General features: G+C 60.8%; 17 protein-coding genes. 4 read left to right on the top strand and 13 right to left on the bottom strand.

What is annotated here, in order from left to right; all coding sequences use genetic code 11:
* Positions 1 to 45: 45 nt before the first annotated feature.
* Positions 46 to 966 carry a LysR family transcriptional regulator gene (locus PSH87_RS18180; protein ID WP_017737076.1) on the bottom strand — a complete coding sequence of 307 codons (921 nt, stop codon included), beginning with the start codon at positions 964 to 966 and terminating at the stop codon, positions 46 to 48.
* A gap of 133 nt (positions 967 to 1,099) precedes the next feature.
* On the opposite strand from PSH87_RS18180, the gene PSH87_RS18185 reads away from it, so the two are divergent.
* Both PSH87_RS18185 and PSH87_RS18190 read left to right on the top strand, forming a co-directional pair.
* Positions 1,100 to 1,540 carry a nuclear transport factor 2 family protein gene (locus PSH87_RS18185; protein ID WP_305430547.1) on the top strand — a complete coding sequence of 147 codons (441 nt, stop codon included), beginning with the start codon at positions 1,100 to 1,102 and terminating at the stop codon, positions 1,538 to 1,540.
* A gap of 26 nt (positions 1,541 to 1,566) precedes the next feature.
* Positions 1,567 to 2,694: an alkene reductase gene (locus tag PSH87_RS18190; protein WP_305430548.1), complete on the top strand. Its 1,128-nt coding sequence runs from the start codon at positions 1,567 to 1,569 to the stop codon at positions 2,692 to 2,694.
* Here PSH87_RS18190 and PSH87_RS18195 read toward each other — a convergent pair.
* From PSH87_RS18195 to PSH87_RS18220, 6 genes are all read right to left on the bottom strand, one after another.
* On the bottom strand, positions 2,666 to 3,145 hold the full coding sequence (locus PSH87_RS18195; protein WP_017737073.1) for an Lrp/AsnC family transcriptional regulator: 480 nt from the start codon (positions 3,143 to 3,145) through the stop codon (positions 2,666 to 2,668). The two genes, PSH87_RS18190 and PSH87_RS18195, sit on opposite strands and share 29 nt — an antisense overlap.
* Before the next feature lie 922 nt (positions 3,146 to 4,067).
* On the bottom strand, positions 4,068 to 5,678 hold the full coding sequence (locus tag PSH87_RS18200; RefSeq protein WP_305430549.1) for a gamma-glutamyltransferase family protein: 1,611 nt from the start codon (positions 5,676 to 5,678) through the stop codon (positions 4,068 to 4,070).
* A gap of 30 nt (positions 5,679 to 5,708) precedes the next feature.
* Positions 5,709 to 6,488 (bottom strand): amino acid ABC transporter ATP-binding protein, encoded by a 780-nt coding sequence (locus tag PSH87_RS18205; RefSeq protein WP_124525702.1) that lies wholly within the window; start codon positions 6,486 to 6,488, stop codon positions 5,709 to 5,711.
* A gap of 2 nt (positions 6,489 to 6,490) precedes the next feature.
* Positions 6,491 to 7,267 (bottom strand): amino acid ABC transporter permease, encoded by a 777-nt coding sequence (locus PSH87_RS18210; RefSeq protein WP_017737070.1) that lies wholly within the window; start codon positions 7,265 to 7,267, stop codon positions 6,491 to 6,493.
* Positions 7,268 to 7,279: 12 nt separating this feature from the next.
* Positions 7,280 to 8,086 carry an ABC transporter substrate-binding protein gene (locus tag PSH87_RS18215; protein WP_017737069.1) on the bottom strand — a complete coding sequence of 269 codons (807 nt, stop codon included), beginning with the start codon at positions 8,084 to 8,086 and terminating at the stop codon, positions 7,280 to 7,282.
* A gap of 77 nt (positions 8,087 to 8,163) precedes the next feature.
* Positions 8,164 to 8,832, bottom strand: coding sequence for a GntR family transcriptional regulator (locus tag PSH87_RS18220; protein WP_017737068.1), 669 nt, complete (start codon positions 8,830 to 8,832; stop codon positions 8,164 to 8,166).
* A gap of 350 nt (positions 8,833 to 9,182) precedes the next feature.
* Here PSH87_RS18220 and PSH87_RS18225 point away from each other — a divergent pair, with 350 nt between their 5' ends.
* A complete protein-coding gene (locus PSH87_RS18225) occupies positions 9,183 to 10,034 on the top strand; it encodes a hypothetical protein (RefSeq protein ID WP_017737067.1) in 852 nt (283 codons plus the stop codon).
* Positions 10,035 to 10,177: 143 nt separating this feature from the next.
* Here PSH87_RS18225 and PSH87_RS18230 read toward each other — a convergent pair whose 3' ends face one another.
* A complete protein-coding gene (locus tag PSH87_RS18230; protein ID WP_081609247.1) occupies positions 10,178 to 10,609 on the bottom strand; it encodes a hypothetical protein in 432 nt (143 codons plus the stop codon).
* A gap of 994 nt (positions 10,610 to 11,603) precedes the next feature.
* Between PSH87_RS18230 and PSH87_RS18235 the strand changes: the two genes are divergently transcribed.
* Complete coding sequence (locus PSH87_RS18235) at positions 11,604 to 11,963, top strand: hypothetical protein (protein WP_305430551.1); 360 nt, start codon at positions 11,604 to 11,606, stop codon at positions 11,961 to 11,963.
* Here PSH87_RS18235 and PSH87_RS18240 read toward each other — a convergent pair.
* From PSH87_RS18240 to PSH87_RS18260, 5 genes are all read right to left on the bottom strand, one after another.
* Positions 11,944 to 12,450, bottom strand: a complete 507-nt coding sequence (locus PSH87_RS18240) for a lysis system i-spanin subunit Rz (RefSeq protein ID WP_305430553.1) — start codon at positions 12,448 to 12,450, stop codon at positions 11,944 to 11,946. The two genes, PSH87_RS18235 and PSH87_RS18240, sit on opposite strands and share 20 nt — an antisense overlap.
* Positions 12,447 to 12,956, bottom strand: a complete 510-nt coding sequence (locus PSH87_RS18245) for a glycoside hydrolase family 104 protein (RefSeq protein WP_017736527.1) — start codon at positions 12,954 to 12,956, stop codon at positions 12,447 to 12,449. The genes PSH87_RS18240 and PSH87_RS18245 overlap by 4 nt, the downstream gene beginning before the upstream one ends.
* A 59-nt stretch (positions 12,957 to 13,015) precedes the next feature.
* The gene (locus tag PSH87_RS18250) at positions 13,016 to 13,366 is read right to left on the bottom strand and encodes a hypothetical protein (protein WP_017736526.1); all 351 of its coding nucleotides are present in this window, start codon (positions 13,364 to 13,366) and stop codon (positions 13,016 to 13,018) included.
* The gene (locus PSH87_RS18255) at positions 13,363 to 14,754 is read right to left on the bottom strand and encodes a hypothetical protein (RefSeq protein ID WP_017736525.1); all 1,392 of its coding nucleotides are present in this window, start codon (positions 14,752 to 14,754) and stop codon (positions 13,363 to 13,365) included. The genes PSH87_RS18250 and PSH87_RS18255 overlap by 4 nt, the downstream gene beginning before the upstream one ends.
* 65 nt (positions 14,755 to 14,819) lie before the next feature.
* Positions 14,820 to 15,377: a hypothetical protein gene (locus PSH87_RS18260; protein ID WP_305430555.1), complete on the bottom strand. Its 558-nt coding sequence runs from the start codon at positions 15,375 to 15,377 to the stop codon at positions 14,820 to 14,822.
* Positions 15,378 to 15,495 lie beyond the last annotated feature (118 nt).

The raw sequence follows: 15,495 nt of genomic DNA on the forward strand, positions 1-15,495 counted from the left end.
TGACCGCCGACGCGAAAAAAAGGGACAGGTGATTTGCATTATTTTTCAGCGCCCGCCAAATACCTCGGCGTGTTGCTCGGCCATGGCCAGCAGCGCGTCCACCACCACCCGCACCTTGGGCTGCACATAACGGGTGTGCGGCCAGATCACGTGAATCGGCATGGTCGCGCCCGCGCAGTCATCAAGCACCGTGACCAACGCGCCGCTGCGCAGGTGCTCGGCCACCAGCCAGGTGGGCAATTGGCACAGGCCCGCGCCGTCGAGGGTCGCCTGCAGCATCACTTCGCCGTCGCCGAACTCATGGCGCACCCGCACTTCCTGCTCTTCCACCGCACCCTTGGCGTTCGTCAGCAGCCAGGTCTTACGCAACCCGCTGCGCCAGCCGATGATGCAGTCGTGCGCCAGCAGGTCGGCCTTGCCCTGCAACGGCGCGGACTCACGTAGGTACTGCGGCGCGGCGCAGATCACCAGGCGTTGTTCGCCCAGGCGCCGGGCGACCAGTTCCGGGTCGTCGCGCAGGTCACCGATGCGTACCGCGAGATCGATGCCTTCGTTGACCATGTCCACTTTGCGCTCGCCGAAGGTGAGGGTCAGGTCCAGTTGGGCATAACGCCGGGCCAGCGTGATCAACATCGGCGCGATATGCCGGCGGCCGAACGCCGCGGGCAGGTCGATGCGCAAACGCCCCTTGGGCTCGGCGACGCCGCTGAGGAAGCTGCCTTCGACCCCGCGCAATTCCTCCATGACCCGCAGGCAGCTGGCCAGGTACACCTCGCCTTCATGGGTCAGGTTCAACTTGCGCGTGGTGCGGTGCAGCAACTTGATCCCCAGGCGTTTCTCCAGGCGGGTCACGCTTTTGCCCACGGCCGAGCTGGTCACGCCCAGCTGCAAGGCCGCGGCGGTGAAGCTGCCCAGTTGCGCCGCGAGGATAAATTCGGGGATGCCGTCGAATTGCAGGGTGTCCATGTTCGCCTCCGCCTGGGAAAGCCTGGATTCTATCCTGGCAGGATCAACTGAGCGTATTTATCGGGGATTAATCCAACCGTCACGCTGGAATAAGCTGGTCATCATTGTTTACTGACTACCCCAGCGAGGGCCCATGCACGCCGATCTGAACCGTCTCGTTACCCTGGAAGCCATTCGCACCCTGCGCCTGCGCTACTGCCATCACCTCGACACCCACGACATGGACGCGCTGGCGCAGTTGTTTACCGAAGACGCGACTTGCCACGTCGCCCAAGCCGGCTGGACCGGCCGCAACGCGATCAAGGCCGGGCTGTCCCAGGCCTTTCGCGACTTTGATACGCAGCAGCGCGGCCGTTATCCGTTCCTGCATGCTGTGTCCAACCACTGGGTCGAGATCCTCGACGAGGACCGCGCCGAAGGCCATTGCTACCTGACCGATTTCGTCACCCAGCGCCCGGCCGGCGACAGCCCGTTGCTGCTGCTCGGCGTGTACGTCGACGAATACCGCCGCGTGCAAGGCGAGTGGTTGATCAGCAACACACGCCTGGACGTGCTGTGGCCACTGGCGTCCTGAACCTTCATCACTTGCGGAGAATTCCCATGAGCAACCTGTTCCAACCCTACAACCTCGCCGGCACTACGCTGGCCAACCGCGTGGTCATGGCACCAATGACCCGCGCCCGCGCGCTGGACGACATCCCGGATGAACACACGGTGCTGTATTACGCGCAACGCGCCAGCGCTGGGTTGATCATCAGCGAAGGTGCACCGATTTCCCGCGAGGGCTGCGGTTACCTGTTCAACCCCGGGTTGTACAACGATGCGCAAGTCCAGGGCTGGCGCCGGGTCACCGATGCGGTGCATGCCAAGGGCGGCAAGATTTTTGCGCAGTTGTGGCATGTGGGGCGCGTGTCCCATGTGTCGATTCAGCCGGACGGTGGTGCGCCGGTGTCGTCGGTGGCGGTGACTGCCGCTCGGTCGAATGCCTATGCGTGGGTCGCTGAAGGCCAGCCGGGACCGGTGCAGGCCAGCCTGCCGCGTGCCCTTGAGGCCGATGAAGTGCGGCGCGTGACGGCAGACTTTGTCAGCGCCGCACGCCGCGCGGTGGATGCAGGCTTCGACGGTGTCGAACTGCACGGTGCCAATGGCTATCTGTTCGAACAGTTCCTCAATGGCGCGCTGAATACCCGCACCGACGAGTACGGTGGTTCCATCGCCAACCGCCAGCGCTTCTTGCTGGAAACCCTCGATGCCCTGGCGGCCGAGATTGGCAGCGATCGCGTCGGCGTGCGCCTCTCGCCGTTCGGTCGGCTGTTTGATATGCACCCGTACGCGCAAGAGGCCGAGGCTTGGCTGAGCCTGGCGACGGCACTGAATGCGCGCAGCCTCGCTTATGTGCATTTGAGCGATCAGCTGACGATTGGCGCGGAAGCAATTCCCGCCGGGTTTGCCACGCAATGGCGCCAGGCCTACCAGGGCACATTGATCGCGGCGGGCGGTTTCACGCGCGCCTTGGCCGAAGCGGTATTGGCAAAAGGTGATCTGGATCTGGTGGCATTCGGGCGGCCGTTTATTGCCAACCCGGACTTGGTGGAGCGCATGAGGCACGACTGGCCGCTGGCCGAGGCGGATCGCAGCACGTTCTACGGTATCGACGGCAACCCGACGCAAGGTTACACCGACTATCCAACGGCCAGTGTCACACCGGTACGTGCAGCCCAACCTTGACCCGATCCAGCGCGACCAAGGTCTTGAACCACTTTACATTGGGGTTCTCGGCAAACAGCTGGCCGGCGAGGTCCTGGTATTCCTGCATGCTTGCCACGTTGAGCACCAGCACGAAATCCGCTTCGCCGGTGACGTAGTAACACTGCTGCACCTGGGGCACGCTGAAGCTGGCTTTGGTCGCAGCCAGTGCTTCGGCGCTGGTGCGCTCCACGGAGACCTCGGCAATGATGGTGATCGGCTTGCCGGCTTTGGCCGGGTCGACCACCGCGACATTCGCGATGATCACCCCGCCCTCTTCCAGGCGCTTGATCCGCCGCTGCACGGCGGCGGTGGAGAGGTTGACCTTTTCGGCCAGGGTACGCAGGGGTACGGCGTTGTCATGCTGGACCAGGGCCAGGATCGACCAGTCGAAGCCGTCCAGGTCCAGTGTGGAAGAAGCGGGTTTGGCCATCGGGGGGCGTGCTCGACAGGGTGAAGGGGTTTGTCGAGCACAGCCTCGATTGGGAGAGCGGTGACGACTTGGGCGCCAATACTAGCCCAAGTGTTCTGGTGTACGGGTGCAAGGCTGGGTGCGATGGCGCTTGGGCTACCGTCTTCGCAGGCAAGCCAGCTCCCACATTTTTGAACGGTGTGCACCTGAGAAAGTCTGTAAACCCAATCCCCTGTGGGAACTGTCGAGCTTTAGCGAGGCTGCGAAGGCGGTGGGTCTGGCAACGGAGGTTTCGCCTGGGCCACCGCTATCGCAGGCAAGCCAGCTCCCACATTTTTGAACGGTGTGCACCTGAGAAAGTCTGTAAACCCAATCCCCTGTGGGAGCTGTCGAGCTTTAGCGAGGCTGCGAAGGCGGTGGGTCTGGCAACGGAGGTTTCGCCTGGGCCACCGCTATCGCAGGCAAGCCAGCTCCCACATTTTTGAACGGTGTGCACCTGACATAGCCTGCAAACCCAATCCCCTGTGGGAGCTGTCGAGCTTTAGCGAGGCTGCGAAGGCGGTGGGTCTGGCAACGGAGGTTTCGCCTGGGCCACCGCTATCGCAGGCAAGCCAGCTCCCACATTTTTGAACGGTGTGCATCTGAGAAAGTCTGTAAACCCAATCCCCTGTGGGAGCTGTCGAGCTTTAGCGAGGCTGCGAAGGCGGTGGGTCTGGCAACGGAGGTTTCGCTTGGGCCACCGCTATCGCAGGCAAGCCAGCTCCCACATTTTTGAACGGTGTGCACCTGACATAGCCTGCAAACCCAATCCCCTGTGGGAGCTGTCGAGCTTTAGCGAGGCTGCGAAGGCGGTGGGTCTGGCAACGGAGGTTTCGCCTGGGCCACCGCTATCGCAGGCAAGCCAGCTCCCACAGTTGACTGGGTTCACAAGGCAAGATCGTCTTCACCACACGCCGATATGGGAGTCCGCTCGCGGTTCCGTGCCGCCGCACAGCACACCGCTGACCGGGTCGCGCAAGATGATTTGCCCGCGTCCGTAGTCGGTGAGGTCGCTGGCGATTTGCACCTGGTGGCCGCGGCGTGCCAGGGCGTTGGCCAGGTCGCGCGAGGCGCCTTGCTCGATGCCGACCTTCATCTCGCCCAGCCATTGCCAGCGCGGCGCGTCCAGGGCGGCTTGCGGGTTGAGGCCGAAATCCACGAGGTTCATCACCATCTGCACATGGCCCTGGGGCTGCATGTAGCCGCCCATCACGCCGAATGGGCCGAGGGCCTGGCCGTCTTTGGTGAGGAAGCCGGGGATGATGGTGTGGAAGGTTTTCTTGCCGGGCGCCAGGCAGTTGGCGTGGGTGGGGTCGAGGCTGAATTCCTGCCCACGGTTCTGCAGGGCGATGCCGCTGTCGGGCAGTACCACGCCGGAGCCGAAGCCGTGGTAGTTGCTCTGGATGAACGAAACCATGTTGCCTTCGGCGTCCGCCGTGGCCAGGTACACCGTGCCGCTGGCGTGGGGGTCGCCGGGTTTGGGCGGCTGGGCCTGTTCGCCGATTTGCGCGCGGCGGCGGCGGCTGTAGTCGTCACTCAACAAATCGGCGACAGCCACGCGCATGTGCAGCGGGTCGGTGATGTAGTGCAGGCCGTCGCTGTAGGCGAGCTTCATGGCTTCCAACTGGCGGTGCCAGGTCTGTTGGCTGTCGCGATGATCGAAGCTGAAGCCTTCAAGGATTTTCAGCGCCATCAGGGCGACGAGGCCCTGGCCGCTTGGGGGGATTTCCCAGACATCGACGCCACGGTAGTTGACGTGGATCGGCTCCACCCACTGCGCACGGTAATCCTTGAGGTCGCTGGCGCGCAGGTAGCCGCCGCTGGCCCGGGAGTGGGCATCCAGGCGTTCGGCGAGGGCGCCGCGATACAGGCTTTCGCAGCGGGTTTCAGCGAGTTCTTCGAGGGTACGGGCCTGGGCTGGGTTGCGGAACAGCTCCCCGGCCCGAGGCGCGCGGCCGTCGATGAGGAACGTGTCGAACCAGGCATCCAGCACCGGGTCGCGGTGGGGGCTGAATTCATCCAGCGCGATCTGCCATTGGTGGGCGACCACCGGCGACAGCGGAAAACCGTCCCGCGCCAGGCGAATGGCCGGTTGCAGCAACTCGGCAAACGGCAGCCTGCCGAAGCGTTGCGACAACTCGGCCCAGGCCGATGGGCAACCGGGCACGGTGACTGGGGTCCAGCCATAGAGCGGCATCTGGTCATGCCCCGCCGCCTTGACCGCCTCGACACTCAACGCCGCCGGCGCATGGCCGTTGCCGTTCAGGCCATGCAACTGGCCCTTGCACCAGACCAGCGCGAATGCGTCACCGCCCAGGCCGCAGCCGGTGGGCTCGACCACCGTCAACGCGGCGGCCGTGGCAATGGCGGCGTCGATGGCGTTGCCGCCCTGTTGCATGATCTCAATACCGGCCTGCGCTGCCAGCGGTTGGGACGCCGCGACCATGCCGCGCTGGGCAAACACGCTCTGGCGTTGCGACGGATAAGGGTACTCGTGAGCCGAAAATTTCAACATGGCAAAGGTTCTTCCACACAAGGTTTCAGGTCATAACACGCGGCTGAGAAACGCACGGGTACGCGGATGGCTGGGGTGGCTGAAAATCTGTTCCGGTGGCCCTTGTTCGATCAGTTCGCCCTGGTCGAGCACCACCACGCGGTCGGCCACTTCCCGGGCAAAGCCCATTTCGTGGGTGACCACCACCATGGTCATGCCCTCCTCGGCCAGTTCCTTCATCACTTGCAGCACTTCGCCGACGGTCTCCGGGTCGAGGGCGCTGGTGGGCTCGTCGAACAGCATGGCCTGGGGTTTCATCGCCAGGGCGCGGGCAATCGCCACCCGTTGTTGCTGGCCGCCGGAAAGCATCGACGGGTAGTGGTTGGCCTTGTCCGCCAGGCCGACCCGCGCGAGCAAGCCACGGGCCTGCTCCAGAGCTTCGGCACGCGGGGTGCCGAGCACGTGGATCGGCGCCTCGATGATGTTTTCCAGCGCAGTCATGTGCGGGAACAGGTTGAAGCGCTGGAACACCATGCCGATGTCGCGGCGCTGGCGGGCGATGTTGCGCTCGGAATCACGCACCAGGCTGCCGTCGCTGCGTTCGCGGTAGCCCATGGCACGGCCGTTGACGCGGATGCGCCCGCCCTGGATGTCTTCCAGCAGGTTGATACAGCGGATGAAAGTGGTCTTGCCCGAGCCCGAGGCGCCGATCAGCACCACCACTTCGCCGCGGCGCACTTGCAGGGAGATGCCCTTGAGGATCTGCAAGTCGCCGAACGACTTGTGCAGGTCCTGGGCGTCGATGATCAGTTCGTCACTTTTGTGCGCCATGGTTAGCGTCCTCTCAGCAGTTTCAAGGTGCTGCGCCCGAACATGCGGCTGGAGGCCGGTGGCGGCGCCGAAGGCCGGTCGGACTGGCCGAAACGCGCTTCCAGCCAACGCTGGAAAAAGCCCCACAGGGTGGTGAGCATCAGGAAGTAGATGGCCACCACCAGGTACAACTCAAACACGCGGAACGTCGCCGAGGTGACCATCTGCGTGCTGAGCAACAACTCCTGCACGCCGATCACGCTGACCAGGGTGGTGTTCTTGAGCATCACGTTGAACTCGTTGCCCAGCGGCGGCACGATCACGCGGAACGCCTGGGGCAGCACGATACGCCGCATCAGCTTGGCGAAGCCCATGCCCAGGGAACGCCCGGCTTCGTATTGGCCCTTGTCCACCGCACCGATGCCGGCGCGGATGATCTCGGCCATGTACGCGCCTTCGTTGAGGCCCAGGGCGATGATTGCGGCCTGGATGTTGCCGGGCACAATCAAGCCGAACAGCTCGATGTCCTCGAAGCGAAACAGCCCGCCCGCCGCCAGTGCCGTGTACAGAAACACGATCTGCACCAGCAGCGGCGTGCCGCGCATCAGCCACACATAAAACCGCACCGGCAGGTGCAACAGCGGGTTCTTCGACAGGCGCAACAGCGCCGCCGCCAGCCCCAGCGCGCAGCCCAACAGCATGGCCAGCACGCTGATCAGGCACGTCAGCCAGAGCCCGTTGAGGTACACCCCGCTGGGCTGCAACAGGTATTGCCAGAACACATCCCAATTGAAATTCATCGCCGCCCAGCCTCAGTCGAGTGTGTCGCTGCTGACATGCCATTTGTTCAACAGCTGCACGTAGCTGCCGTCGCTGCGCATATCGTTGATCACCTGTTGCACGGCGGCGGTCAGTTGTGGATCGTCCTTGCGCATGCCCAGGCCGGTGAGGATGCGGCTGAACGCCGGCACGCCTTCCTCGAACAGGTCCGGGGCCATCGCCGCGTAATATCCGGCGGTTTCCACGGTGGTGCCGTAGGCGTCCACCTGGCTGATGCGCAGGGCCTGGAAGGCATCGGTGTCGGTGTTGTACACCACCAGTTTCATCGGTGGCTTGCCGGCTTTGATCAGGCTTTCGTTCTGGGTGTCGAGCAGGGTCTTGATGGTGGAGCCGTTGAGCACCGCGACCTTGTGCGCGGACAAGTCATCCAGGGTCTTGATGCCTTTGGGGTTGCCTTTAGGCACCACCACCGACTGGCTGGAATACATGTAGTTGACGATGTCGATCACCTGGCGCCGTTCGGGTTTGTCGAACAGTTGGTCGACGATCATGTCGCACTGCTGGGCCAGCAAGGCTGGCACCAGGCCGGAGAACGGGATCACCCGCCACTGCACCTGTTTGTCGCCCAGGCGCTTGGCGATTTCCAGGCCCAGGTCGACGGTCAGGCCGCGCGGTTTCTGGGCTTCATCGAAGGACACCAGGGGCGGCGAGTCCATCCCCGAGCAGTAGGTGAGTTTGTCGACTTTCTGCAAGCGCTCCGGCACTTGGAGCGCCGCAACGGCCCCTTGTGCGCAGAGCCCGAGGGAGACAGCCACCAGCAAGGCACGGCGTTTATGCATGACCAGACACTCCAGTTCGTTGAATAACGGGGCAGGACTCAAAGTCAAAACACGGGCGGGCTTGGGCCCGCCTCTGATTATTTTTCCGATTGCAAAAACTGGATCAGCGCCGGCACGGTGCCTTCGATGTGCTCGCGCACCACGGCTTCAGCGCGGGCAGCGTCGCCGGCGCGGATGGCATCGAGGATCACCGCGTGTTCCTGGCGGGCGCTGAGGGGTTTGTCGCCGTGCTGCAACCACAGGCGCATGGGCGCTTCCACCAGCGAGTACAGCGCCGAAATCTGCTTCATCAAGCGCGGACGGCCACTGAGGCTGCACAGGTATTCGTGGAACGCGCGGTGACGGCTGACCCACGCGGCGCTTTCGTCGCGGTAGTCATCCATTTCGTCGAGCATGCGTTCCAGGGCGGCCAGTTGGCGCTCGCCGATACGGCCGACCGCAACACGTACCGCCAGGCCTTCGAGGGCGCTGCGCATCTCGAACACCTCGTGCAACTCCTCAATGTCCAGGCCGCTGACGATGGCGCCGCGATTGGGCCGCAGCGTCACCAGGCCCTGGGCATCCAGGCGGCGAAACGCTTCGCGCACCGGCATGCGGCTCATGCCGATTTCACTGGCGATGTCTTCGGCAATCAAACGGTCGCCCTTGCGCAAGCGACCGTTGCAAATGGCGTCGAGCAGGAAGTTGTAGGCCTCCTCCTCGGCGGTGAGGGGCTGGCGGTCAACGTAAGCGGGGGCAAATTGCATCGGCAGCACCTTTTGAATTTTTGTATCCAATTATCCATGAATGCAAAAAAGCAGGATGTGTGCCAACTGGTCTGGTGGTGAACCAAGTGATTGATTCGCATGGCGTACCGGGAAAATGTCGGATGTCGAGCTAAGAGCCTTTGTAGGAAATTGCTACTAAATGGCTCAGAAAGCGCACCGTCTGTGGGCTGAAGTAACGGTGAGTGCCCATGAATGCTGCCAACTTCGGGAAGTAGCCCACTGAAAAATAGGCGCTCAGGCTGATGAACTTTGTTTTAAGAAGGAACTGAGCGGTGCCTCGTCGGGTCGGGTGATGTAGGTACTTTCTTCTGACTTCAAGGTTGGGCCCGATGAAACAGACACCCTTCGTCGCCATTGAGCACGCCGGTAGCATTCAGCGAGCTTTGCACGCCCCCTACACCGCTCCCTGGCTCTCGACCAAATACGCTCTGGACCTGAGCGATTTTGATGCCTGCCGGAACACCGAGTCGGGCGCAGTCTTCATCATTGCCTCCGGACCATCAGCCAAGTCGTTTCCCATCGAGCAATTTGCGCACGTACCCATGATCACGATGAATGGCGCCATTTCACTGTTTCTGGACACTGACGTTAAGCCGTATTTTTACGCCTGCACGGACAGGAGTTTCTCCGAACAGCAGCCCGATCTATTCAAACACGCCATGGCGATCAGCCAGAGGGTTGCGCTGTGGGAAGACCACGCGCGATCTGCGCATGTTCGCCCCACGGGGCGGCTTTACCCGTTGTCCAAAGCCAAGCGGCCTTCCTGGCTGGAATCTGTGCTGGGCAAACACAACGCATTGGTCGTCAATCATCCCTTGCTGCCCAGCCGCGAAAGACCGCTGGGGTTCAGCAAAGACATGAGCGAGGGCTTTTTTGATGCGCGAACCGTGGCTTATCTGGCCATACAGCTGGCGTTCCATGTGGGGTTCACCCAAGTCTTTCTGGTGGGCGTTGATCTGGACGAGCGCTCAGGCAGGTTTTACGAGAACGCAGAATCCACTCACTCACCCTGCGGGCTCGATCAACACTATTTCACGCGCATATTGCCGTCGTTCGAATTGATGTCCGATAAGGTTATGGGTGATGACTTCAGGGTGTACAACCTGTCTGACATCTCGAGAATTCCCGACAGTGTTGTCCCGCATGCCACCCTGGCCGATGTCGAGGGTATGCTCGGGTAAAACAGCGAAGCCTGAATCGAGAAAGGGGCTCCACTACTGACTTAGTGGAGCCCCCGTGTTGATAATTCATCGATCAACCTTCTCAGATGCCAGATACAAGAAGCCTGGCGCTGGGCCGGGCTTCAATGCAGCAAGGTCAGGCGCTAACGATGCTTGTTCTTGTGTTTGTGTTTGTTGTTACCTTTGTGCTTCTTGCCATCTGATCGATGACTACTCTCATCATCTGCCAGGTTATTCCCCAGCGCGCCGCCCGCTGCACCACCTACACCGGCGCCGATAGTCGATCCAGTGGTGCCGCCGAGACGATTACCAATAAGCGAGCCGCCGGCTGAGCCGATACCGCCACCTAGTGCGGCTTCCGCTCTGTTGCCTCGTTGAGCGCCGACAGCACTGCCCGCGGCACCACCAACACCTGCGCCTACCGCTGCGCCCGTCGAGCCACCGAGCTGTTGACCTACGATGTTTCCAAGGGCACCACCAACGCCGCCTCCAAGAGCGGCGGTGCCATCTCCAGCGGCCATCGCTCCTTGCGCAATGAGGGCACCCAAAACCAGGGCGGGTAGTGTCATTTTCATTCTGTGAACCTCTATGGGTTGTCAGCTGGCGCTCACGGTTTAAAGCACGCCTGGTATTTGGAGGAGAACAAAAGGCCGAAGTTCTATACCGACTATCCCCAGGGGCGAATGGTTGTAACAAGGTATGCCGTGATGGGGGCGGCTATGCAGTCATTAGAATTGAGACAGGCGTCCCAGATACGAGACACCCCTAACTGGGCGGGCCTGGCGTGAAGTCATGCAAAAATCACACACATGAAAAAGGCCAATGCTTTGAGCATTGGCCTAAGTCATTGAAAAATATGGTCGGGACGGAGTGATTCGAACACTCGACCCCTAGCACCCCATGCTGGGGGCTATAGCGGCATAACCTACTGTTTTATAAAGAATACCCTGCATATTTTTACTGGCAAATCATACGTTTTTTTGTGCTTATGCAAACGGAAATACTGGGACTTCAGCGGAGGTTTTGCGCACGCTCCACTCCAGAACTCGCACTATCTAAAAAAGCATCTATTGTGGAAGTGCAACTCCACTTTGCGTAACCAAGGAGATGGTCATGTCAAAATCAAGCGGCGGAAAGGCAGGATCCAGTTCAGGAAAATCTGGCGGATCGAAAGCACCAGCGGTAGCTAACCTCCCGAGCACTACCGGGAAACCATCTGGAGGTGGGCGCGGGAACGCGGCACCTAAAGGCAAATAATTGGCAATCCTCCGGTGCTCTCACGGAGCACTGGATCATTTAAGCGCGCCACCATGTCAAGGTGACCCCTGAACACGCACAAACATCTGATATATAAAGAAAATTGCCGATATTGAGCAGCATCCAAAACAGCTATATCACCCTATAAGAATCAATAACTTAGCGTTGTATATTCCTACAGTGGTCCCCCTGCCTCCGGCGTCCTGCCGACCGAACACCAAACCCAAAAATGATACAGCTCGTCGCCTCAAATCGCGTTACGTCCAAACCTCGATTACTGTACGCATATACAGCACTTGAGTTTACATCCCCATGCACCTCATTGACGAAGACACCTCAGCGTGGCTTGGCTGCCCCACGCCTCTGGAAATGTACAAGCACCAGTGCGCCCTGCTCGAGGACGAGATACACGACCTACAGCGACACCTGGCCAAGGCGCGGGCAAATGTCGCCGGCCTCGTGCAGATGAACGACACGCTGCTCATAGCCAAGGCCCGGACAGAAAGATCGCTCAAGGAGGCCCAGGACCGCTTATCAGGGACTACCCAGGAGAAACCTGAGACAGGCAGCTTTCGCCCCATCGACCTGGTTACAGAACAGCGCGACCACTTGCACAGAGAGAATCAGCGGTTACTGCTGGAGTTGAGCGTACTCAGGGGGCCACAGCCCTGACATACGCCTGGCAGGCCCGCAGTGCGATCAGCCCTTGGTCGCCGGCGTCGGTGATGGCGATAATTCGTTGAGCATGCGCTGGGTCAAGTTGGGCTCGACGGGCAGCATGAACCACGCCGACGGTGCCGGTGGCGGCAGGCACATTGCAGCCACCGGCTGAATCGGCCGCGTCGAGAAGGACTGACAGCCGGACATCAGAAGTGGCAAGGCGATCGCGCAAAACAGCCTGGTTTCGTTGGGCATCGGATAATTCCTTGGTGTGTTTTTGGTCCTGGCCGGCGAGCTGCTGCTCCAGGGCCAGTCGCTTGTCCTGCTCGGCGCGCGCTTGGGCGGCGGCGGCATTGGTGATCGCCGCCAGGTCATCTTTGTGCAGGCCGGCCTGCTCGGCGAGCTTCTCGCCCATGCGCCAGTCCTGCACCTGCCAGGTGCCGCCGGCACTGGTCACCATCGCCAACAGCATCGCGAACAGGATCTGCCCGGGCGTCACGACATCACCCCGCCCGCCAGGCGGTACTGCTTCAGAAGATCCTCCAGCCGGTGCTCTCGCTGACCATACCCAGCACCCGGCAGGCTGGCCCAGATGTTTCGGCACTTCGAGATAGCCGTCTCGATCCGGCCGGCAAGCACGTCAGGCAAGGCCCGGCACTCGCGGATATGTTGCAGGGCCAGCAGGTCCTGGCTGATCGGGCTGAAGTCAGGCAGCTTGAGCAGCGCCTTGTAGTGCGGCCAGTCCTTCAGCATCTGCTGGTACCGGCCGGAAGCATTGGACGTCAGCCCCTTGCTGTTGATGACCTTCGACGCGCGCCCCTTGGCGAACGGGTGGTCCGTGAAATCCTTGAACACTTCAGGCTTGCGGTCGATGCCAGTCACGATGACGTCGTAGCCATCCATGGCCGTGGCTGGCGAGGTGCTGGTACCTTCGGACCAGCCGAGCATATCCAGGAAGGCCAGCGCATTGCGGCCGCCGGCGAGCGATTCAGAAAGTCGTGCCATTGCTTTTCTCCAGGCAATAAAAAACCCGCTCGTGGCGGGTGTCGGTGTTAGGTGCAGGATCAGACAGGCTGAACCGGGCGCTTGCTGCTGTCGGGGAAGTCGGGGTTGGTGTCGGTCCACTTGCGCAGCTCACGCCAGTACATCTGCCACTGCTGCGCGCTGCCAAGGATGCCCTCCTCGCCGTACTCGATGGCGGTCACGGTGTCTTTGGCCTTGGGCATCTGCTCGTCACGCCACTGGTTTTCAGTGTCCGCCAGCTCCTGGGCGGTTGGCACGTACGGCGGCGGGATGTATTCGTCCCGCTTGACCAGCGTGCCGCCGATCTCTTTGACGTACTCAAAGATGTCGATGTCTGCAGCTACGGCCGTGACGCTGCCGTCTTCGCCAACAATGATGTAATCGTCCGTCATGCCCACTCTCCAATGATGACCACCTGGGTTGGCGCGCTGTTGGGGTCTACCAGGGTGGTCCCGGAAACCATCAGGACGCGAATTGCAGCAGTGTTTCCCGAGCCCGTGGTCGTCCAGTCAACCAAGAAGCTATCAACGTAGGAGGATCCACCACGGCCGCCGGTGAAGCCCAAAACCTTGAACCCAGCCTTCAGCGTCCTCGACATGTTTATCGTGTACGTACCGACAGCTACGCGGGTTACCGACGCGATATTGTTTGAAGCGCTGAGAACTGGCGGGGCCGCCGTTGTGAAAGTGCCTACTGCGATAACCTGATTCGCGGCGACGACGTCCGACTTGAGAAGATACCTGGACAGCTCTGTCACAAACGCCGAGCTGTCGGTCGGGTAACCGGTGATGGTGCCGTACGAAACCGTGGTCGCCACGGACTTGTAAGTCCCATCCCCCGCCAGAAACTTTGCCTGATCGCCTGCAGCAGGAGCAGGAACTATGCCGGATCTGCCGACCGCGCTCGCGGTAGCCCCGAACATGGCGGGCAGTTGTGTGGCGTCCAGCACCGTCTTGCCGGTCGGATAAAGAACCAGGTAATCATCAGCACGGATGTTTTTGCCGCTGGAGCGCCTGACCGCGACGGCGCTGGAGGTCCGATCAAACAGCATCATGGCCCAGTGGTATTCGTCGTTGTCGTCAGCGTACCCGATCTTGTACCCCGAAGACCCCGCATCAAATCTGGCGGTGGTGCTACCAAACTTGTACGGGGAGTTGGCTGTATTTACGCCCGTGGTAAAGCTTTTGCTGATGCCGAGATCCATGGAGTTCAAGTCTGCTGGTGAGGCTTTGAACCCAGGCACTCCCCAGCCGCTAACCGTGTTTTGGGTCTGTAGCTTTCCGATAGCAGTCAGAATTGAATCGGTTACAAGAACAACCGTCGAATTGGTGACCACCATACCGGCAAGGGTGCTCGCAATAGTTCGCGCATTCGTCCACCACCGGTTCGTGGTCCCTTCTGTGATTTTGTCGGTCGTTGGCAGTTGCGCTGTGGGTACGACACCTGCGGCGTCCAATGAAGCGAGGCCGCCAGGCTGCGACTTCTGCCCAACAAGCTGCCACGCCGCGCTGGAGGCTTGTCGAAGCGCGTCCGCACTGTCCTTCACGTAGCCTTGCACCGGCATGATGGCGTAGACACCGGTAGCAACCGTTGCCCCCAAGTACCCAGGCGTAATGGAAAGGGTCGTGTTGCTGACGATGTTGTCTACTTCGTACCACGCACCATCGGGGCCACGGAAACCATCGCCGACCCGCGCATTGGCGAGGAACGCGGTGCCTGTACCGACAACCGCGGTCGAATTTTTCGTAACGGAAACAGTGCCCGCCCTGTACCAGCCCATACTTTTCTCCAGGCAATAAAAAACCGCACTCGGCGGTTATCGGGTTCAATTCGAAATATCAGCAGTTAGGAAATCGGCTTCGCAAAAACAACCGGGATAAACAGGGAGGTTTGCAGGTCAACACCGACCGCTTGAATTACCAGTCTGTCGTTGTGGTATTCCCACACCGCGTACATATTCCCTTGCCGGGATGTGCTACCAGCAATATCCATCGCAATGTTGTTTAGAAGCATGTAGTCGCCGCCCGCCAGGCTGGAGGGCGCTGTCCAGCTAAGTCGATAAACTCCCTGGCCGGTCTGAGTCGCCCCCAAATAGGTCCAACCAGTTATCGACCTTGTGAATTGCGCACAAGGCGTGCCGCTATCAAATAGAAGTTTCGAGCCTCCATCCCATAGGCGAAATCCATGAGTAGCCGTTGGCTCTGATTTGAAAGCCGCCGCAAACCATTTGCCAGACGTGCCCTGGCCTGCGATCCCGGCAAAAGAGAAGCCGGTCCACGCTCCAGCTGATCCCTGAATCACGCAGAAACACAGCGTGTTGGACTGGTCTAGCCTCACGAAAAACCAGGGGAGGCTCGTCTGATGTAATGGCCTTCGGAAATGGCACATATACCCCTGCGCCATTGCCGCTCCATGTGCCTTTGCCAAGCACCACCAGTCTTGCAAATTCAGAGTCCAGCGTTACTACATCATTGTTATTGGTGAACGTGACGCCATAAGTCATCACCGAAACCTCATAACT

The sequence above is a fragment of the Pseudomonas sp. FP453 genome, from assembly GCF_030687495.1.
Classification (GTDB): Bacteria; Pseudomonadota; Gammaproteobacteria; order Pseudomonadales; family Pseudomonadaceae; genus Aquipseudomonas.